Here is a 20,249-nt window from a genome sequence, read left to right as displayed (position 1 = left end):
GAAAGGGATAGTGGCCAAAAGAACACCGGCGCGACAGTTGATGATTAACAGGAATAAATTGTTATTTGACTCTGATTCACGCGAAAAATTTGGGATATTTACCTAGTTTTGATTGTGGAGTAACGGGTTCTCCCTTATAATCAAGATGACTCACTAATTTGTAAACAAACTGGAGGAGAAGTCAATGTTCGTAGGAAAAAGCGCAGTCCGTGAAATGGCGAATGATATCGATAAAGTAATAAGAGAAATTGATCAAATTACACAGTCAAAAATTGACCGCGTAGCCGATAAAATTGACTCCGAGCTCAACTCTTGCGGCCGTGAATTAACGAATGCTGCAACTACATTGACTCAAATCAAGCCGCTTATTGACAGACTGGTTGCGCAAGTTGGACAGAACGCTCCTGATCATGTGCAGGTTCTTGTAACCTCCATCGCACAGGAGGTCATGTCCAAAGTTATTGCTGCGGGCGGAAATATTGACGAAGTTCAACGGAACATCAAGGATGTAGACAAATTAACGAATGAAATTGACAGTTTGACAGACGAGATTGACAAGCTGACCGATAAAATCGATGAAATCACCGATAAATACCAGAAATAAGGAGGCTTTATTCTATGAGTGATTACACACCGCCTGTAGGTCAACCTAACTACATTTCCGGCTGGGGAAACAATCAAGCTAAAGAAACGGCCTTAAGAATTGATCACATTGCTGATAAAGCAAAGTTTGGCATCGAAATGCTTGGCACAGGCTTGATCGGGATTGATGCCATTGAGAAAGAGTTAATTGAACTCTCCAATGCGCCGCAACCCCCTAGCCAGGCACAAATGAGATCGATCGCCCATCGTCTTGATTCTCATCAAAAGCAGCTTCAACAAGCTTTGGACCGGATCAAAGATATGATGAACGATATCGACAGGGAAACGGATTCCATCCAAAGACCACGGTCAAGCTGGTAACGATTTCGAAAGTAACGCAGCACTAATAGCATATTGAGCATCTTCTAAAATAGCCGGCACCCATGTCTCTCATGGCTGCCGGCTATTTCATTTCGCGAACGAAGCTTCCCAGTTGTGCTATTGGATCGCCAAATAGATTTCCACCACAGCCTGCTCGGGATTGAAGCCAGCCATGTCGTAACGCTCAAAGTCTCCCGAATACGTTCGAACATGCGGGGAGGATTCGAACCATGCCCAAATGTATTGCCATGCCTCAATAACGACCTGCTGCACAGGGCCCCCCGATGCCTTGAAAACAATATACCGGGATTCCGGCAGAGCAGCCGTTGTCCAGCCAACCTTGTCTACCACCGGCGGCTCGCCCTCCCATTCATGCCCGATAAGAACAGTGTACGCTCCGTTCACGTCACTCTCATAGTCTGTATATAGGACGTATGTATATCGCGGCTCTTGTGTACCCGGCAGCTGAGACAAGCCCGCCTCCATAAAACGCTGCCATAGCTCGGGAATGCAGCCCTCCGGCCCCGCCTCACATTGATTATCCGTCCTTGCGCCTACACCGGCTAATGTCATGCTTGCCAGCTGTACTGGCTCATCCGTAATTTCCATAGTACTGCACCATCCTCTTCCTATCGTTATCGTCCAGCCCGCAACAGCATCATTGTACGATAACAAAGTGGACACCATCCTGTCATCGTTTCATGCGCCTTCCCCAAATCATGTGTTTAATTTCGCAGATCCGGGTATGTATGTATCATGAACGACAACCACTAGTCGAAAGGGGAACTGCGACATGGAAAGGAAAAACACGTTCAAACGCTGGTCCACACTGCTTCTTACCGCAGTCTTGAGCATTACTCTTCTGATGAGTGCATCAGCATGTATGAATGACAGCAACAGCAATGGGAACAACAACGGTGAGGTGGATAATACCGCCCCCATTGTCACCCCTGCTGAACCGGACGTCAACATCAACACGGACAGCACACAATAATAACTGAACGACAACCGTTCAGCTCCCGGCTGGAGCATTGCTCTTAGCCGCTTTTCCTTTGGGCTGGCCCACTGCGGATTGAGCCAATTGAATGATACGCTCCAGCTCGTGGCGGGACGGATGCCACCACATGATCTTCGCTCAGCTCGTGGCGGGGCGGGTGCCACCACATGATCTTCGCTCAGCGCGCGGCGGGACGGATGCCACCACATGATCTTCGCTCAGCGCGCGGCGGGACGGATGCTACCACATGATCTACGTTCAGGCCGCGGCAGGACGGGGGCTACCACATGATCTACGTTCAACACGTGGCGGGACGGATGCTACCACATGATCTACGTTCAACACGCGGCGGGACGGGGCTACCACATGTTCTTCGCTCAGCGCGCGTCATGACGTTGCACGACGATTGTCGCCCACAGCATGGAAGTAAGCCTGCGTAAGTGCAGGAATTGTAGTTAAAAGAAGCCGTGAGAGGCAGAAAGCCTGCGATAAAGCAGGAATAGCGAGCAGCAAGGGGCCGAGAGAGGCAAATATGATGAAATGGCTGCACTTTGGCAGGCATTTCGTCTTTAGCGGGCCGAAAACGCGAAAAAACCTGCTTTTAAGCAGGCAATGTTCGCCGTTTATGAAATCCCCGGCCGGAGGGATTCCCCAAACGGCCTGGACAGCTCCCAACGCAGCTCCGCACGAGCCGCACGCAACGCAAGCCAGCAACGGGCCAGCAACGCAAGCCAGCAACGCAAGCCAGCAACGGGCCGCAGACGGCCCGTCAGCTTCCTTTCACGCTGCCGCCGCTATGATCAATCCGCTTCACCATATGATCATAGATATGGCCGCACAGCTCAAGTTGGCCATCCGGCTCGTAGCCTTTCTTGATATAGAGCGCCTTGGCCTTATCATTGCCCCGGATCACGATCAGTGCCAGCCGGTCAAAGCCACGGGCTCTGCCTGCGGCCTCGAATGCCGCGATGAGCGCTCCGCCGATTCCCCGCCCCTGATATCGGTCATCCACCGCAAGGGAATCGAGATAGAATTCATCCTCCTGCGCCTCTCTGGTGAAAGAGACATCAGGGTTGTTCGTCAGCATCGCTACCCGGTTCAACAGCGGCCGATCCAAGTCGCCGATAGCGCTGCCATGATAGAACAACACGCAGCCCACCGGGTGCCCGTCCGCCTCCGCAACGACCACGTTCTCATAGCTGAGCCTGTTGCCCTGTTGCCCGAAGAAATCCAGCATGACTTCCATCGCCCGCTGCGCCTCCCGCTCGCCGGTCAGCATCGCCGCAATGTCACTGCCAATCGCTGCATATAGAAGCGGAACAACATACTGCCCTTCATCGGGCCGGGATAATCGAATCAAGCGCATCCCCCTCTTCATGATGATCGTTTACTTTACTCCGCTTAGCGCCGGAGCGTGTGTGCAGAGAGGACGGAACATACACCCGACTTCTTCGATTTCAGCCGCCTGCCGCCGGATCGTTCCTGCAGATGCTGTTAATATGCTGCTTGATGACTGATTTCATTACACCGGCATCTACCTCAGCCGGCTTCATGATGCTATGGATCGCCAGACCGTCCAGCAGCGCATACAGCCGCTCCGCCTCAAGCGCCCGCTCCTCTTTTGAGGCCGTGCTGTGGTATCGGTTGAACAGCTCTTCAATGACAGAGACCATGCCCAGCTTCATCTCGGCATAGATCTCATCCTTCAATGGCTGGAGCAACGGATCTGACAGCGCTTTGGCCGTAAATGCCAGCCAGACCGCCATCTCCGCTCTTCTCTCCTCGTCAATCGGCAGCAGCTCCCACAGCAGCAGCTGTGCATCGGCAATCGGCTCGCCGGTAAAGGGCAACCCTCTGATCCGCTCCTTGACTCGTACAGAGACCATCTCCATGGAGAAGGCCAGCAGCTCTGATTGCGTCGAGAAATAATGCCGGAGAGAGCCTGCCGACAAGCCCGCTTCCTCAGCTATATTGCGGACAGAAGCACGCTCCATCCCCTCGCGGAGAATGACTCTCCACGCCGCTTCCGCCAGCTTTTCTTTTTGTTTGTGATGATCGACTATTTTTGGCATGGCTACATTATATCATCAGTTGATGTTTTAATACAGTTGTGCTAAATTAAATTAATACAACTGTATTGCAAAAGGAGTGGAGCAACCATGATCGGTTGGCTTATTGTCGCGGGAGAAGCAGCCTTCTGGCTGTTCGTGATAGGGGGCTTGTTCGCAAGGTATGTACTGCGCAAAGAAAAGCTAGGCGCTCTGCTGCTTCTTGGGACTCCTGTCATTGACATTTTATTGATCTTATTTACCGTCATCGATCTTCGCAACGGAGCTGCAGCGAGCGTATTCCATGGCTTGGCCGCCATTTATGTCGGCGTTACCGTGGCCTTCGGGCGCGGCATGATCGCGTGGGCTGACGCCCGTTTCCTGTACATGTTCGCAGGCGGCCCGAAGCCGGCAGGCAAGCCCAGGTACGGGAAGGAACGCGCCAAGCGCGAACGGACCGGATGGTATAAGCATCTTCTCGCATGGGCTCTAGGCTCTGCACTGCTGCTTGGCATGATTGTTCTCGTCAATCATCCCGAGCAGACCGGGCCGCTTCAGCAAATGTCGCTTCTATGGGCCGGCATCCTGCTGATTGATTTCGCGATTAGCTTCAGCTACACGCTCTGGCCCAAACAAGCGAAAGACGCGGCCGGCGAATAAATTCGCCATGCCGCGTCTGTACCATGCACACAATCTGCCTTCACCACAGGGTAGGCTTCGCCACCATGAACCATAACATGATCAGCAGCAGAGCCAAGTAGATATAGACAGCCCGTGTAAGTTTATTCATCGCTTGCTCCCGGTTTGACTCGGGCTGGGCAAGCTTCCGTATCGAGGGCGAGAAAGCCCGTGCCAGGAAAAATAATGAGCTTAACAAGATCAGAACGGTCACGACAATCCACGAGGTTGTCCATGACCAAGAGCCTTCCATAACGAGCAATATTCCTGATACAACCAACACATGCCCTGCATGCTTAGCCAATCGGACAGCCGACTTGAAGGTATCCAGATAAGCATGCTGCACATGCAGCTCCGAGGCCCGTAATTTGCTCAGCAATGGGATGAGGATGAAGAACGGGCCAATGGACATTATCGCGCTGACAATATGGGTGTACAGGTACAACCTATGCAGCAGATCCAAGAATTGCTATTCCTGAACCGGGCTGAATTCATGAACCCATACTTTCATGTGCGGCAGCCAAGGCATTCCGGGATGGAATGACAGGATCGCTTGCTTGTAGTCCTCTACGCTGTCATAGCCTTCTTGGCGCGCATGCTCGTCCGTCAGCTCTCCCAATGATTGAGCATATACCCGGTCAACGACAAAATTACGGCCTTCAAGGGTCATAATTTCACCGATATCCGCATATCTTCCGTTGCGGCGGGTTGCAGTCTTCTGCCCTGCAATAACTTTGTCCACATCTCCTTGAACCGTAACCAGACGGTCAATCGTACACGTTTTTGGCGGCAATGCCGCGTTCTCTTGCTCGATACTCATTACAATACTGCCTCCTCGAATTTTTTCTACCCGTGCTGCGCCTAGTCCTGACATTCGATTGTCATTCCACTACCATATCACAGTTCGTCTGCCAATTTCACCTTTTCCACTGTCATAAACACTAATCCGCAGCCGTTTCGTTATCATTTCTACAAAGTAAGGCTATCCGCATTGATTCCCTTCCCTATGCCCTCTACTATTAAAAATAACCGCTGGTGCCGAGCACCGCAAACGGCAAACGCGCATGGAGGTAGCAACGATGAACAGCAGCCCAAGCCGCGCGTATGCAGCCGCAATACTTACCGCCATTATTATTGGCTTCTCTTTCATATTCGTGAAGCTCGCTCTCACGGAATCGAATCCGGCAGATCTTCTCGCGCACCGTTTCACCATCTCCTTCATCGCTATCCTTGTTTGCGCTGCAATCGGCCGGCTCCGATTCGCGATGAAGCTGAAGGATGTGCTGCTCCTTCTGCCTCTGGCTGCCCTGTCCCCGACCTTATTCTTCGCCCTTCAAGCCTTCGGCTTGCTGCATATCTCCTCCTCGGAGGCCGGCATTGTCCAGGCAGCAATACCCGTGTTCACGATGATGCTTGCTGGCGCCTTCCTGAAGGAGCGCACAAGCATGCGGCAGAAGCTCTCCATTCTGCTGTCCATGGCGGGAATGGGATATATTCTGGCGATGAAGGGAATACGGTTCGAAGCCTCGGATACGATCGGCTTTCTGCTTATCCTCTTGTCCACCTTGTCCGTCGCAGCTTACAATGTGCTGGCGCGCAAGCTGATCGGCCCTTACAAGATTACAGATATCACCTTCGTCATGATTGCGATCGGCTTTCTATCCTTCAATATAATGGCTGTTCTCGAGCATACTTCCGAAGGAACACTGGAAAATTACTTCCAGTCCTTTTCCAGCCCGATGTTCGTCCTGTCCATCGTCTATTTGGGCGTATTATCTTCGCTTGTCACGACCTTCTTGTCCAACTACGCCCTATCCCGGCTGGAAGCTTCGCGGGTCAGCGTGTTCAACAATCTGTCCACGCTGCTGACGATGTTCGCCGGAACGCTCCTCTTGAAGGAGCAGCTCCTATACTACCATTACATAGGAGCAATCCTCATCATTCTAGGAATCGTCGGCACGAATTATTCTCAGCACAGGAAGAGGGCGTCCATTCCGTCAACAACGGATTGAGCGCCCTCTTCCTGTATCGCACTTCCTCGCACTTCCCGGATTCTGCTATTCCGTAACGTCAGCCAGAGAAGCCTGGCGGTATTCAGAGGGTGTTGCGTCATACTTCTTGCGGAATACTTGCGAGAAATGCCGAATGTCGTTATACCCTACCCGCTGGGCGATATCGGCGATTTTCAGCTGTGGATTCAGCAGCATGCCCTTGGCCTGCTCCAGCCGCAGATGGATGACATATTCCTTGAAGCCCTTGCCGGTCTTCTGCTTGAACAGCTGGCTGAAATATACAGGATTCAAGTAAACGACAGAGGCCACCTTCTCCAGCGACAGCTCCTCATTGTACTGCGTCTTAATATACTGCAGAGCCACCTCGACCGCCCGGTCGCCGCCGCTGGCATAATGCTCGTATACTTGTGTGGTGGAAGCCTTGCGCATCCGCTGCACCTCCGCAGGAACGACATTGAAGTGGTCGAGCTGCTCGGAATGCATAATCTGGAACGGCACGCGCAAATATGTAATGAGATGGGTTCGCAGCTCCTCCAGCAGTGCAGGCAGCTTAACTCCTTCATGCAGCATGACAAGCCCGAGCAGACTTTTGCTGTCATGAATGGTCACAAACCCGCTCCCGCTTCGTTCAATCAGCTCGCCCAGCACATTCTCGATCATAAAATGCTCCAGATGAACGACTTTGTCGCTCTCCATCTTAACCATAATGAGATGAAAATGCGGGTAGCTCTCCATGAAGGAGCTGAGATCGATCCGTCCGATATCCAGGCCCGCCGCCCAACGCTGGAAGACCGCTTCCCGCAAGTACTTGCGGTTCACCTTCAGAATCTCCGCCTCCTGCATTAGCGCTGCATCCCGCATAATCTCCTCGCTCAGCTTCTCGACCATCCCGATCAGCACTTCCTTGCCGATGGGCTTGAGCAAATAATCCTTGGCGCCCAGCCGCACCGCTTCCTGCGCATAGGCGAATTCCGAATAAGCCGAGATGACCACCCACTTCACATCAGGGTGGCGCCCGCGGGAGATGCTCATCAGCTCCAGACCCGTCATGCCCGGCATCAGAATGTCGGTCAGCACCAGATGGATGCGGTGCCTGCGAAGCAGCACGACCGCCTCCTCCGGATTGGAGGCCAAGTAGATGCGGTAGTCCGGAAACCGGTTGTTCAATGTCCGCTTGATCCCTTCGCGTATGACCATCTCGTCGTCCACTATGAGAATGTCCATTGCCCTAGCCACCTTTCGTCGGAAGCGGTATCGCGATGATAACCGTCGTCCCTTCACCTTGCCTGCTCTCAATGCGAAGCCCGTAGGCTTCCCCGAACATGAGCGAAATGCGGCGATGGACATTAGGCAATCCGATCCCCCGCCTTAATCCGCCGCTGCGCGATTGTGCGGAACCGCCAGCTGCGGATCCATTGCCTTGGGGGCTTGCCGGAACGCCCGTACCGGGCCCGTTGTCGCGAAATCCTTCGGGCCCGCCCGCAGTACCCTTGCTACGAGAGCCCGCCGGGCCCGCAGCGCCCCAAGAGCCCGCTGCCCCCGCATCGCTGCGCGAAGGATAGCGCTCCCGCAGCGATTCCCGCAGCTGTTCCAGCGTCTCCTCCGCAATGCCGATTCCGTTGTCTGCAATGACAATATGCAGCTCCTGATCCTTCGCCTCCGTGTAGAGGCGAAGCACTCCTGGATGATCAAGCGGCTCCAGCCCGCTCTTCACTGCGTTCTCGATAATGGGCTGGATCGTCATCTTGGGCAGCGGAATATCGAGCCATTGGCTGTCAACACGAATGTCCGCGCTCACCCGGCCCTCCAGACGGCTCTCAATGATCGTCATGTAATGCCGCATCTGATCAAGCTCCTGCCGCAGCGTCGTCTTCGACGCCTCTTCCCAGTCGCTGCTGTAGCGGAACATATGCGAGAGCGCCAGAATGACCCGGCCCAGCCTGTCATTCTCCCGCTCATCCAGCATCCAATAGATCATGTCCAGCGTGTTGTATAGAAAATGAGGATTGACCTGCGACTGGAGCGCCTGCAGCTGCGCGTTCTTCTCACTGATCGATGACAACGTGATGCCCTCAATCAGCTCATCCATCCGATACACCATCCGGTTGAAGGAGGCGACGAGACTGTTGATCTCCTCGAAGGATTTGACATTGACCGAGCCTCTGAAGTTCCCCATCTCGACCTGCTTCATTTCACGAATGAGCAGCTTGAGAGGAGATGCGATATTCCTTGATATCAGTGTAGCCAGCGCCGCCGACAGAATGACCAGTGCAATAATGACGAAGAACACATACTGCCGGGTCTCGTCGATCTCCGAGCTGATATCTGCCTTGGGCGTCAGTCCCAGCACCGTCCAATCGGCCATGGCTGCCTTGCCTGCGACAATAAGCTCATCTGTCCGGTCATCGACCAGGATCTCGTCCCCCTCGGGCCGCGGCAAATCATTGAACAAGGGGAGCAGCCCGCCCTCCTTCTCCGTAGATGCGACAATCCGATCCTCTTTGTCAGCAATGTAGACCCGGCTGTTGGGGCTGATCGTTACATTGGAGAGCGCAGCCAGAATCGGCGCCGGATCCGTCTCGATGAACATAATGCCGATTGGCTTGTGCGTAGACAGATTATAGAGCTGCCTTCCGAAGACGAATACGGATTCCTTCTGCATATGGTTGATGACTGATCCCTGATGCAAGCCGAGCCATACCATCTCTCCGGTAGATTGCCTCAGCTTGCTGTACCAGTCGGTCGAGGCGTAATTCATATCGATCACGCCTGCGAAATGCTTCTCGTAATTATAGATTTTCCCCGCATTCGTAATGATATGAATGCCGACGATATCATCCCGGGAATAAAAAACAGCACCCATTATATTCGTAATGGTGCGCTCATGAATGCCGCTGATCGTCGGCTCGGCGGGCCGCTCCCTGGCTTCGAGCAGCCGCAGCAGCTCGAAGTTGCTGTTCAGCGACTTGGTAATGCTGTCATAGCCCTCCAGCAGCAGGTCGAACAGCCCGACGGTTTGCGAAATATTTTTCTCCGCCATATCGCTGATCTTGGCATGAATAATGCTCGTTGTCTTCTGATAATAGAGAAAGCCGCCGATGATCAGAAGGGCCATCATACAGGAGAGAAACAGCAGGAACAAGCGATTATGGATCGTATGCATGCTTCGCATGGGCGGCCCCCTCCTCCTGCTTATCTTTCCCCCATATTAGCACAGGTCATTACGGAAGAGGGAGAGGGGGAGCCCCGCTACCCTTTCACCGCCCCCGCTACCATCCCTTTCGTAATTTTGTCGGCCAGCAGGAAGTAGATAATGACAACCGGCAGCGCGCCCAGCACGAGGAATGCGCCGATTGCCCCGTAATTAACGGAATATTGGCTGACGAAGCTGTATACCCCGAACGGAAGCGTCTTGAGCCCCTCGGAGGAAATGAAGGTGGATGCCATAATGTACTCATTCCAAATATTGATAAACGTAAGAATACATACCGTCATCATCGGCGGCACAGACACTGGAAGAATGATGCTCCGGAAAATCCGGAATACGCCCGCTCCATCCACGATAGCCGATTCTTCAATCTCATGGGGAATGGATCTCATGAACCCGCTTAGAATAAACACCGCAATCGGCGTTTGGAAAGCGATATAGGGCAATATGATCGACAGATGCGTGTTCAGAATATCGATATTCTTGAAAATAATCATGAGCGGCAGCAGCGTCGCCTGCATCGGGATCATCATCCCCACCAGGAACAGAACCATCACAGCCCCGCCGTACCGCCACTTGAACCGGCTGATCGCGAAGGATGCGAGCGCGCTGAGCAGAAGGACGCCCAGCATCGTTACGGTGGTGACGAGCAGACTGTTGGCGAGATACTTGAAGTAATTGCCGGATGCGATTGCATCGGTGAAATTATTCCATTGCGGAGATGCCGGCAGGGAGAAGAAGCTCCCCGACAGAATCTCCTCATTATTTTTCAGTGAATAGATGAGCAGCCACAGGAGCGGATACAGCTGCGTGACGAACAAGACAGAGAGAATGACGAAGACCGCCGCCTTGAAGATCCGCGAGCGCAGAGCTCCTGTCCGGACTATGGGCTTGGCGCTAGGGGCAGCCACACCGATCATTTGACTCATGATGCCGCAGCCTCCTTCCTTTTACGTAAATTTTCGCTCCAGCCGGTTGAAGACCAGATTCACGAGCAATGTTGCAGCCAGGCAGAGAACAACAAGAAATGCCGCGATTGCGCTGCCGTACCCATATTTCATGGACAGGAACGACATGTTGTACATATGGGTGGAGATGACGTCCGTCGCATGCGCCGGGCCGCCCCCTGTCATAACCATGATCATGTCAAAAGCCTGCAACGAGCCGATAAAGGAAAGGACGATCGATATTTTGAAAATCGGAATATTCATAGGAAGTGTGATATGCCAGTCGGCCTTCAGGCCTTCTGCGCCATCGATTCGGGCTGCTTCATAAATATCCGAAGGGATATTCTGAATGCCCGTGAATTGAATCAGTGTATGATAGCCGAGATATTGCCATAATGCTACGAAATACAGCGCATACATAGCGACATTGGGATCTGTCAGCCATGCTCTTGTCCAATCGCCTAAACCTATCGTTTCCAATACTTGATTCAGCATGCCGCCCATGGAGGCCGGATTATAGATCGTCTTCCACAATTGACCGATGATTACAACGGATAAGATAACGGGAAGAAAATAGCTCGATACGAGAAAATTCGGCTTCTTCACAAATCTGCTCAGCAGAATGGCGACGAACAGAGCCACCGGAATCTCGGCCATCGAGAATACCGCGAACATAAGAGTCCGCTTCACAGAAGGCCAGAATACCGCATCTTCAAACAACAGCTTCTGGAAATTCGCAAGCCCGACAAACTTCGATTCGCCAATCCCGTTCCAATCCAGCAAGCCGCTATAGAATGAAACGAGAATAGGCACAAACACAAGGCAGAAGTAGAGCAGCAAACACGGCAGCACAAATGCGGCTATCGTCCATTTGGAGACTCTTAACACATTCATCTTCATCGCCTCCTCAAGTAATGTTTCTTATGCTCTGCCTTCTACTAAATGGGAGAAGGGGCTCGATTCCGATTCGAACCCCTTATCTCTCCAGCGGTCATGCTGCCGCGCACGGCTGCTACTCTTTGTTGCTCGTATATGCGGTCTGATGATCCTTCCCGATCTCCTTGGAATCACGCTTCTGTCCGAACAGATCTTGAATGCTCGTCAGATGCGCCTGCGACGTTCCCGGATTCATCGTATTGTCGAACGAGAGATCGCCGCCCTGTACTTCCTTGAACAGATCGAGAATTTCCATCGCCATCTCGGAGTAGCCCTGTGCCTTGAAATCCCCCTCTACCTTCTGGGCAATGCCGATCGCGCCCTTAGCTTCGAACATCACTTTCGGGAAGTTCAGCATGAAATAGTTCAAGAAATCCTTCGTTTCCTGCAGATGCTTGCTGTTGGCTGAGATAGCGAATCCGCTGCCCGGCGCTAACATGAATTCGTTCGGGTTGCCCTTGCCTTTGACCGTAGGGAACTTGAATACGCCTACTTTGCCGTTAACCGAGGAGGTCTCTATGCCGCCCGTTGCCCAGCTTCCCATATAGTACATCGCGCTCTTGCCTGTCTTGAACAGGTTCTCTCCCGCATTGTAGTCGAAGGAAGTTGCGCCTTCCTGGAACGCTCCTGCTTGCACGAGATCCTGGAAGCTGTCAACGGCATCTACGAAGGCCTGATCCTCGAATGTCTTCTTGCCATCCTGCACATCCTGAAGGAATCCAGGGCCGCCATTGGTGCGGAGCAGAACGTTCATGAACAGGAAGGAACCCGTCCATGTATCCTTCTCCCCGATCGCAATCGGCGTAATCCCTTTCGATTTAAGCGTTTTCACAACTTCGATCATCTCTTCGAACGTAGCAGGAACCTTCACGCCTCCCTGCTCGAACAGCTCTTTATTGTAATAGACAACACCGATATTGTTCCCATCCGGCAATGCATACAGGTTGTTATCGAAGGAATACCAGTCGAGAATTCCCTCCTGGAACGTGGCCTTCAGCCCATTCTGCTCCACCATATCATTCAACGGGGCGAACAGGCCTGCTTCAACGAAAGGCTTCATCTGTGCAGAGGGATTAACGACCGTAATATCCGGCACTTCCTTGGACGCAGCCTGCGTCTTGAGCTTCAGCTTCTGCTGATCTGTATTGAGCGAGTCCAGCTCAATCTTGATATTGCTGTGCTCCGCTTCGTACTGCTCCACGATCTTCTTGACAGCGCCATGCTTTGGATCTGTCGGGTCGGGATATATATTCTGGAATGTAATTGTGATCTTCTCCTGATTCGTCGCCTTGCTCCCGTTAGCTGCCCCTTTGTTGTCATTGCCGCCAGTTGCCGAGTTGTTGTTCGTCCCGCATGCCGCCAGGCTAAGAGCAAGCGCACCCGCCATAACCGCCTTCACACCTTTGGACATTGTCGCCACCTTGTTTCCCCCTCTTCAAGTTATAAGCCTATTATGGCTCGCTGCCGAACTCCCTACAATGCAGGAACTTAGGATATGAGGGTTGCTTTCTTTAGATTCTTCCACAAGCCGAAAGTCATTCATTCGTACTGAAATAGTTACAAAGGCGCACTTTTTTAGGCATAAATTCGACTCTATTAATTGTGATTTTATGGTATAGTAACTATTTGATGGGTCATATAGCGCATTTATTAAGACTTATTGATTGCGGGGTAACCATGTATGCTAGTTGTATTCTTCATCAGCTTATTATTTGCAATCATCCTGTACGTCAGCCAGCCCAAAGAAAATATAGCTAACCGCTGGATGATTACATTCTGTATGTCCGCTTCGATCGGCGGTCTGTCAGAGGCATTGCTAACCGACATCATACCTGAGCTGGAATTAGTGGGCGCTGGGGCCGACGTGTCCGCGCTGCTGTTCGAGGCTCATATCTATTTTCAGTTTCTGGCACAGGTGGTCTCGCCTTATGCCGTTCTTATGTATGCCATTGTCTATTCCGAGATCGTGCAGCCCGGTACCCGCAAGAAGCTCGCTATTCTGCTTGCCTTACCGATGGCTGCCATGATCCCCTTCACCGATTTCCATCCTGACATCGCCATTAACTTTCAGGCGCTGCTGGCCTGGGTGGCTCCCTATCTGTTGTCAGCAAGCTGGATCCTGTTCTACACATGGCGCAATGAGAGCAATATGTACCGGAAGAGGGATCGGCAGCGGGTGTTTGTCGTCCTCGTTCCGGTCTGGCTCGGTGTCTTCATCTTTAACTACGTGGGCAGAGCCATTAACCCTGATACGGAGATTTTCCGCCTGGTGCCGATCTTCTTCGGCCTTGCCTTTATGCTGTTTATCGGCTATATCTTCCTGACAGGCGCGTTCGGAATCAAGATCAAGGTCGAGCAGCAGGTGCTGGACAAGTCGATCCAGATCATCAGCAGCGGAACAGCGATTCTGAACCACACCGTCAAGAATGAAATTGAGAAAATCAAATTTTTCTTCAACCTGGCTCAAGCCTCGATTGACAAAAAGGATCTGGAGGAGGCGAAGTCCTCCATCGAATCGGTATTCTCCGCTATAGAAAGCATCGACAACATGGTCGACCGGATTCGGTCCAAGACAGAAGAAATTGCTCTTACAGCAACTGATGTCGAGCTTGTGCAATTGCTCCACCAGGCCATCGACGCCACCAGCCCCCTTTGCCGCGCGAGAGGAATTGAGATCAGGACAGAATGGGAGATGGACTGTACCGTACGATGCGATGGCGTTCTGCTCGCCGAAGTGATGAAGAATCTGCTTCATAATGCGATGGAGGCCATCACGGCCCCTCAGGGGGTCATACATGTTCATTTGTTTCATAAGAGGGGCGGTGTCAGCGTGGCGGTCAGCGACAATGGCGAAGGCATTCCCAAGGAAGAGCTGCCGCGTATTATGGAGCCATTCTTTTCTACGAAGAGGAATATTAAGAATCACGGCTTGGGGCTGAGCTTCTGCTATATGGCTGTCAGAGCGCATGATGGTGAAATAGTCGTACATAGCGAGGTGAACAAGGGGACTTCGGTCATTGTTCATCTTCCGAAATCCCGGATTGTTGCACAAAAATCGCAAATAGGTTTGGAGTAGGATGCGGACAAATGATGGAACGGACAATAAAAGTACTGCTTGTTGAAGACGATCCTTTCTGGCAGGACAATATATCCAAATATATTGAGCGGGAAGGACATAATATCGAGGTCGCCTTTGTTACAGGTTCCAAGGAAGAGGCGCTCAGGTTCGCAGAAGAGAATGAGGCGATAGATGTCGTGCTGCTGGATCTCAACCTGTCACGCGCCGCTCTGGACGGGATCGAGCTGATCGAGCAATTAAGCAGGCTCGGCTCTAAGGTCATCGCTCTCACAGCAATCATGGATGAGCATGTCATCGTAAGCTCCTTTGAGTCGGGGGCTGTCAATTATATGAACAAATCCAGCATTTACGACATTATAGCAGCAATAAAGGATGCCGCTGAAGGCAAGACAGCCATCCATCACGATGCCTCTCCCGCGCTGATCGCCAGAATAAAAGAAGAAAAGAAAGTACGGATTCTCACCCCTTCCGAGCAGGAAATCTATTACCTCCAGCAAAAAGGCCTCAGCAAAAAAGCAATTGCCGACACGCTGCTCAAATCCACAGACACCGTCAAAAAGCATATGCAGTCGATCAAGAAGAAGCTCAACCTGTAAGCCCCTCCCTTTGAGCCAGAGGCCAGTCCTGCGGCAGAGACAAGCAGCCCCCATTCACTGCCCAGGGGTCTTGGGTTGTTAGCAGCTATTCCCCCTTCTTTCGAACTAATTCGCCTAAATTATTAGTAATACAATTGACAAAATGCAGCATTCTGTAAATGATATAATCAAGAGTAAGCGCTTGCACTTCTGATAAGGGGAGAGATATAGTATGCGAGATAAAATTATCATCGTTGATGATGATGAAGACAGCCGCAAGCTTCTGGTTCAATACTTAACCAAACACGGACTCGAAGTCATCAGCTGTTCATACAACAACCACGACCACGACACACTCGAAATGTTCTATTCTCACGACCCTGATCTTATTATTCTCGATTTATCGACTCCCCGCCTGGCAGGACTGGAACTGTGCGCGGAAGTTCGTAAGGTCAGCGATGTTCCAATTCTGTTCATGAGCTACCATTCCGATGATTATATCAAAATATCGGCATTCAATCTGGGTGGAGACGATTATATCTCCAAGCCGCTTAGCTATGATGTGTTTCATGCTCGGATCAAAGCGTTAATTCGCAGGAATAGGCGGGCTTTCCCCGTTAACCAGCGGCATCTGCTGCACTTTCCCGGTCTTGAGGTGAATCTCTCGACTCACTGTGTTATTTCGTATGGAAAAGAAGCGATTCTATCTACGAAAGAGTTCCAGCTATTAGTAATCCTCGCCAAAAATCCCAACCGCGTCTTTCATACCGAAGCCCTGTATGACCTTGTGTGGAGGGACAATAAGCTGGGTGATGTCCGTACCGTGATGGTCCATATCTATAATTTGCGGCAGAAGATTGAGCTTCGTCCGAATAAGCCTCTCTACATCCATACCGTAAGGGGGGCCGGCTACAAATTCAACGGTGCTGTTTCCCTTGGAGCCATTGAAACACAATCGGAAACGTTTTCGTAAATGACTAAAAATGTGAATTTTTTCATTATTCATCCTTAAAACTTTAACTAGGCTTTAAACTGAATTGTTAAAATTAGGAACATGAATGAAAACGTTTGCACATATACAAGGAGGCGATGTAATCAAAAAAAATTAACATGATAACTGGGCAAACTGCCCCGCACTATTGTTTTTAGAATAATTTTAGGAGGAAATTGGTAAATGTTAAAGAAGAGCACCAAAGTACTTTTAAGCCTGACCATTGCCTGCTCAATGCTATGGAGTGGTCTTATAGGCGCTCCTGTGAACAGAGCAGAAGCGGCTTCGGGCGAAGTTCCTGCCGCTGCACCTGCTGCAGTTCCGGTTAACGGAACGATGATGCAGTATTTTGAATGGAATACACCGAATGACGGCGAGCACTGGAACAGACTCGCTGCAGATGCCCCGCATCTGAGCGATATTGGTATTACTTCGATCTGGCTGCCCCCTGCATACAAAGGGCATGTCGGAACGAATGACGTCGGATACGGCGTCTATGACTTCTACGATCTGGGCGAATTCAACCAGAAGGGTACTGTTCGTACTAAATACGGTACGAAAGCCCAGTTGAAAAGTGCAGTTGACGCGCTTCATAGCAACAATATTCAAGCTTACGCGGATATCGTTGTCAACCATATGATGGGCGGCGACTCCAGCCAAAGCGTGCCTGTAACGGAAGTAGCAGGCAACAACCGGAACAACACCATCTCCGGCGAGTTCAATAAGAATGTGTTTACGACTTACAACTTTGCTGGCCGCAATAATGCGTACTCCTCGTTCAAATGGAACTGGACGCATTTCAACGGCGTTGACGACTTCGGTAAAATCTACCGTTTCCAAGGCAAGAGCTGGGATTGGGAAGTAAGTGGCGAGAACGGCAACTATGACTATCTCATGGGTACCGATATCGATTACGACAATCCGGCAGTTGCTGACGAGATCAAGAAGTGGGGCGTATGGTATGTGAACGAAATCGGTCTGGATGGTTACAGACTTGACGCTGTTAAGCATATTAAATACAGCTTCATGAAGGAATTCGTAGATAACGCACGCGCGCAAACAGGCAAAAACCTGTTCGCTGTCGGTGAGTTTATCGGTTCTTTGGGTGATCTGGACAACTACTTGAACAAAGTCGGACAAAATATGTCGCTGTTCGATTTCCCGCTTCGCGGCAACCTTGCATCAGCTTCCAACTCCAACGGCGGCTACAGCATGCGCAACCTTGCAAGCGGAACTTTGATGGGTTCCAATCCTGTTAAAGCAATGACTTTCATCGAGAACCATGATACACAGCCTGACCGCGGCAATGACGCTCATGGAGCGCCAATTCTCTCCTGGTTCAAGCCATTGGCTTACGCTTTTATCCTGACGCGTGAGCAAGGCTACCCGACTGTATTCTATGGCGACTACTATGGCACGGGCAAAATCCCTGCACTGAAAGACAAGCTTGATCCGATTCTGAAAGCGCGTAAGGATTATGCTTACGGCAAACAGAACGATTACCTGGATAGCGATGATATGATCGGTTGGACACGTGAAGGCCTTGCTGCCAAGCCTGGTTCCGGTCTGGCTACAGTGATGACGGACCGCACGGGCGGAACGAAAACAATGTACGTCGGAACAAGCCATGCTGGTGAGCAATGGAAAGATATCACTGGCAACTTCACGGACAAAGTAACAATCGGCTCCAACGGTAATGGTAACTTCAAGGTTAAGGACGGCTCTGTATCCATCTGGGTTCCGGATGTAGCTACACCAGTCGATCAGGCTCCTACTGCTCCTACGAATCTGCAAGGCGCAGCTTCAGGAACAACCGCTGTTAACCTGACCTGGAATGCTTCTACTGATGATAAAGGCGTAGTGAAATACGAGATCTACCGTGACAACGTGCTGAAAGGCGAGTCCACGACTACCAATTACACGGACACCACAGTAGCAGCGAACAACACCTACTCCTACACGGTCAAGGCTGTTGATACGATTGCGCAGAAATCTGCAGCAAGCATCGCAAAAAGTGTAACCGTAGGCGGCAGCGGAACAGATCAGCCTCCTACAACTCCAACAAATTTACAGGCCACAGTAGTTGGCACAACATCCGTCAACCTGACCTGGACTGCTTCCACAGATGACAAGGGTGTTGCGAAATATGAAGTATACCGCGATGGCGCACTTATCGGCCAGCCGACTGGAACTTCCTATTCCGATACAACCGTCGCGAACAACAATACCTACTCGTACACGGTCAAAGCAGTCGATACGATCGGACAGAAATCAGTATCCAGCCCGCCGGCTACGGCCAAGATCGGCAACGGCGGCAATCAGCAACCGACAGGCAGCCCATTCAGTTGGGATAATGCCAACGTCTACTTCGTTATGACCGACCGTTTCAACAACGGCAATACGAGCAATGACGGTGCATACGGAAGACCAAAAACCGATGCATGGGGCAAAAACATCGCTACCTTCCACGGCGGCGATATTAAAGGTTTGACGCAGAAGCTCCAAGACGGCTACTTTACTGATCTTGGAACCAATGCAATCTGGATCTCGGCTCCTTGGGAGCAAATGCACGGCTGGGTAGGCGGTAAAGAGGGCGACTTCGCTCACTACGGCTACCACGGCTACTATGCCCTTGACTTCACGGCAATGGACAAGAGCTACGGAACAATTGACGAAATGCGTGAATTCGTTGATCTCGCGCACTCGAAAGGAATCCGTATCATTCTTGACGTTGTTATGAACCATGTTGCCTACCCTACGCTTGTAGATATGGCAGAATACAACTATGGCGACCGCGGCGGACTTGCCGGCAACTGGACGCCAAGTCAATCGCAAGGCCAGAACTGGCACACGCACAACAACATCATGAATACACAAAATGCATCTGCCTGGTCCACATGGTGGGGCACAAACTGGATCCGCCCGAATGGCATCGCAGGCTACGACCAATGTAGCGGCGGCGACTTCACTTCTTGCGTCGGCTTCTTGCCTGACATCAAGACGGATTCCACCAGCCCGACTACATTGCCGCCAATTCTGAAAACGAAGTTCGCTAAAGAAGCGAGCGGCTTTGACAACTGGATCGTTCCAGCTGCCAAGAAATACCGTACAGACCTGAACGTAGCTCCTAAAGACTACATGATCAAATGGTTGTCCTCATGGGTTGAAGAGTTTGGTATCGACGGATTCCGTGCGGATACGGCGAAACACGTTCAATATGACAGATGGGGTGCACTGAAGACAGAAGCAAGCAGCGCCCTTGCCAAATGGAGACAGAACAACCCGACGAAACCAGGAGCAGATTGGACCGATAACTTCTGGATGACAGGTGAAGTATACGATAAAGGTCTCGGCAGAGACGGCAATTATTTCAATAATGGTTTTGACTCCCTGATCAACTTCGCGTTCCAAGGAGAGAACTTCTCTAATTTGGAGAAAATCTTCTCTCAGTATGCAACCGAGTTTAACGGCAGTGCAGCAAACTACAGTATGCTAAGCTACATCTCATCACATGATAAGAGGCTGTATGACCGTGGTAATCTAATCCAGGCAGGAACAGCTTTGCTGCTTGCTCCTGGTGCAGTACAAACGTTCTACGGTGATGAAACAGCTAGACCAGTAGGCGAGAATGGCTCTGACCCGGATATGGGTTCACGTTCCTTCATGAACTGGGGCAGCATTAATACCTCTGTTCAAAGCCACTGGCAGAAGATTGGCCAATTCAGAAACAATCACATCGCAATCGGTGCAGGTCAACATGCCAAAATCGCAGACGCTCCGTACACGTTCTCCCGTACGTATGAGCAAGGCGATAT

19 protein-coding genes are annotated in these 20,249 nt (G+C 51.3%); 9 read left to right on the top strand and 10 right to left on the bottom strand.

Annotated features, from left to right (window positions below; genetic code table 11):
• Nucleotides 1-184: 184 nt before the first annotated feature.
• Together K0T92_RS23225 and K0T92_RS23220 are read left to right on the top strand one after the other, a co-directional pair.
• Nucleotides 185-604 carry a hypothetical protein gene (locus tag K0T92_RS23225; RefSeq protein ID WP_219874990.1) on the top strand — a complete coding sequence of 140 codons (420 nt, stop codon included), beginning with the start codon at nucleotides 185-187 and terminating at the stop codon, nucleotides 602-604.
• Between the two features lie 14 nt (nucleotides 605-618).
• Nucleotides 619-963 (top strand): hypothetical protein, encoded by a 345-nt coding sequence (locus K0T92_RS23220; protein WP_219874988.1) that lies wholly within the window; start codon nucleotides 619-621, stop codon nucleotides 961-963.
• 117 nt (nucleotides 964-1,080) lie between these two features.
• Here the strand turns inward: K0T92_RS23220 and K0T92_RS23215 are convergent, their stop codons facing one another.
• Nucleotides 1,081-1,638 (bottom strand): GyrI-like domain-containing protein, encoded by a 558-nt coding sequence (locus K0T92_RS23215; RefSeq protein ID WP_246628382.1) that lies wholly within the window; start codon nucleotides 1,636-1,638, stop codon nucleotides 1,081-1,083.
• A gap of 118 nt (nucleotides 1,639-1,756) precedes the next feature.
• On the opposite strand from K0T92_RS23215, the gene K0T92_RS23210 reads away from it, so the two are divergent.
• Complete coding sequence (locus K0T92_RS23210; protein ID WP_219874986.1) at nucleotides 1,757-1,957, top strand: hypothetical protein; 201 nt, start codon at nucleotides 1,757-1,759, stop codon at nucleotides 1,955-1,957.
• Between the two features lie 772 nt (nucleotides 1,958-2,729).
• Here the strand turns inward: K0T92_RS23210 and K0T92_RS23205 are convergent.
• The gene (locus K0T92_RS23205; protein WP_219874984.1) at nucleotides 2,730-3,320 is read right to left on the bottom strand and encodes a GNAT family N-acetyltransferase; all 591 of its coding nucleotides are present in this window, start codon (nucleotides 3,318-3,320) and stop codon (nucleotides 2,730-2,732) included.
• Between the two features lie 97 nt (nucleotides 3,321-3,417).
• Entirely contained in the window at nucleotides 3,418-4,032 is a 615-nt protein-coding gene (locus tag K0T92_RS23200; protein ID WP_219874982.1) for a TetR/AcrR family transcriptional regulator, read from the bottom strand.
• 87 nt (nucleotides 4,033-4,119) lie between these two features.
• Here K0T92_RS23200 and K0T92_RS23195 point away from each other — a divergent pair, with 87 nt between their 5' ends.
• Complete coding sequence (locus K0T92_RS23195) at nucleotides 4,120-4,668, top strand: hypothetical protein (RefSeq protein WP_219874980.1); 549 nt, start codon at nucleotides 4,120-4,122, stop codon at nucleotides 4,666-4,668.
• Nucleotides 4,669-4,708: 40 nt separating this feature from the next.
• Here the strand turns inward: K0T92_RS23195 and K0T92_RS23190 are convergent, their stop codons facing one another.
• Together K0T92_RS23190 and K0T92_RS23185 are read right to left on the bottom strand one after the other, a co-directional pair.
• Entirely contained in the window at nucleotides 4,709-5,143 is a 435-nt protein-coding gene (locus tag K0T92_RS23190) for a hypothetical protein (RefSeq protein WP_219875044.1), read from the bottom strand.
• 12 nt (nucleotides 5,144-5,155) lie between these two features.
• Entirely contained in the window at nucleotides 5,156-5,506 is a 351-nt protein-coding gene (locus K0T92_RS23185) for an ASCH domain-containing protein (protein ID WP_219874979.1), read from the bottom strand.
• A gap of 259 nt (nucleotides 5,507-5,765) precedes the next feature.
• Here K0T92_RS23185 and K0T92_RS23180 point away from each other — a divergent pair, with 259 nt between their 5' ends.
• The gene (locus K0T92_RS23180; RefSeq protein ID WP_219874977.1) at nucleotides 5,766-6,698 is read left to right on the top strand and encodes a DMT family transporter; all 933 of its coding nucleotides are present in this window, start codon (nucleotides 5,766-5,768) and stop codon (nucleotides 6,696-6,698) included.
• A gap of 45 nt (nucleotides 6,699-6,743) precedes the next feature.
• Here K0T92_RS23180 and K0T92_RS23175 read toward each other — a convergent pair whose 3' ends face one another.
• The 5 genes from K0T92_RS23175 to K0T92_RS23155 form a co-directional block, all read right to left on the bottom strand.
• Complete coding sequence (locus K0T92_RS23175) at nucleotides 6,744-7,922, bottom strand: response regulator (protein ID WP_219874975.1); 1,179 nt, start codon at nucleotides 7,920-7,922, stop codon at nucleotides 6,744-6,746.
• A 4-nt stretch (nucleotides 7,923-7,926) separates the two neighbouring features.
• Nucleotides 7,927-9,870: a sensor histidine kinase gene (locus K0T92_RS23170; protein ID WP_219874973.1), complete on the bottom strand. Its 1,944-nt coding sequence runs from the start codon at nucleotides 9,868-9,870 to the stop codon at nucleotides 7,927-7,929.
• Between the two features lie 77 nt (nucleotides 9,871-9,947).
• Nucleotides 9,948-10,835 carry a carbohydrate ABC transporter permease gene (locus K0T92_RS23165; RefSeq protein ID WP_219874971.1) on the bottom strand — a complete coding sequence of 296 codons (888 nt, stop codon included), beginning with the start codon at nucleotides 10,833-10,835 and terminating at the stop codon, nucleotides 9,948-9,950.
• 21 nt (nucleotides 10,836-10,856) lie between these two features.
• The gene (locus K0T92_RS23160) at nucleotides 10,857-11,747 is read right to left on the bottom strand and encodes a carbohydrate ABC transporter permease (protein ID WP_219874969.1); all 891 of its coding nucleotides are present in this window, start codon (nucleotides 11,745-11,747) and stop codon (nucleotides 10,857-10,859) included.
• Nucleotides 11,748-11,865: 118 nt separating this feature from the next.
• Nucleotides 11,866-13,200, bottom strand: coding sequence for an extracellular solute-binding protein (locus K0T92_RS23155; protein WP_219875043.1), 1,335 nt, complete (start codon nucleotides 13,198-13,200; stop codon nucleotides 11,866-11,868).
• A gap of 270 nt (nucleotides 13,201-13,470) precedes the next feature.
• On the opposite strand from K0T92_RS23155, the gene K0T92_RS23150 reads away from it, so the two are divergent.
• The 4 genes from K0T92_RS23150 to K0T92_RS23135 form a co-directional block, all read left to right on the top strand.
• Nucleotides 13,471-14,865 (top strand): sensor histidine kinase, encoded by a 1,395-nt coding sequence (locus K0T92_RS23150; protein WP_219874967.1) that lies wholly within the window; start codon nucleotides 13,471-13,473, stop codon nucleotides 14,863-14,865.
• An 11-nt stretch (nucleotides 14,866-14,876) separates the two neighbouring features.
• Nucleotides 14,877-15,464, top strand: a complete 588-nt coding sequence (locus tag K0T92_RS23145) for a response regulator (protein WP_219874965.1) — start codon at nucleotides 14,877-14,879, stop codon at nucleotides 15,462-15,464.
• Between the two features lie 211 nt (nucleotides 15,465-15,675).
• Complete coding sequence (locus K0T92_RS23140; protein ID WP_219874963.1) at nucleotides 15,676-16,416, top strand: response regulator transcription factor; 741 nt, start codon at nucleotides 15,676-15,678, stop codon at nucleotides 16,414-16,416.
• Between the two features lie 201 nt (nucleotides 16,417-16,617).
• Nucleotides 16,618-20,249: alpha-amylase (locus K0T92_RS23135; RefSeq protein WP_219874961.1), on the top strand; the 3,632-nt coding region annotated here is incomplete at its 3' end.

The sequence above is a fragment of the Paenibacillus oenotherae genome (genome assembly GCF_019443105.1).
GTDB lineage: Bacteria > Bacillota > Bacilli > Paenibacillales > Paenibacillaceae > Paenibacillus_Z > Paenibacillus_Z oenotherae.
This window is presented reverse-complemented; position numbering and strand designations above follow the sequence as displayed.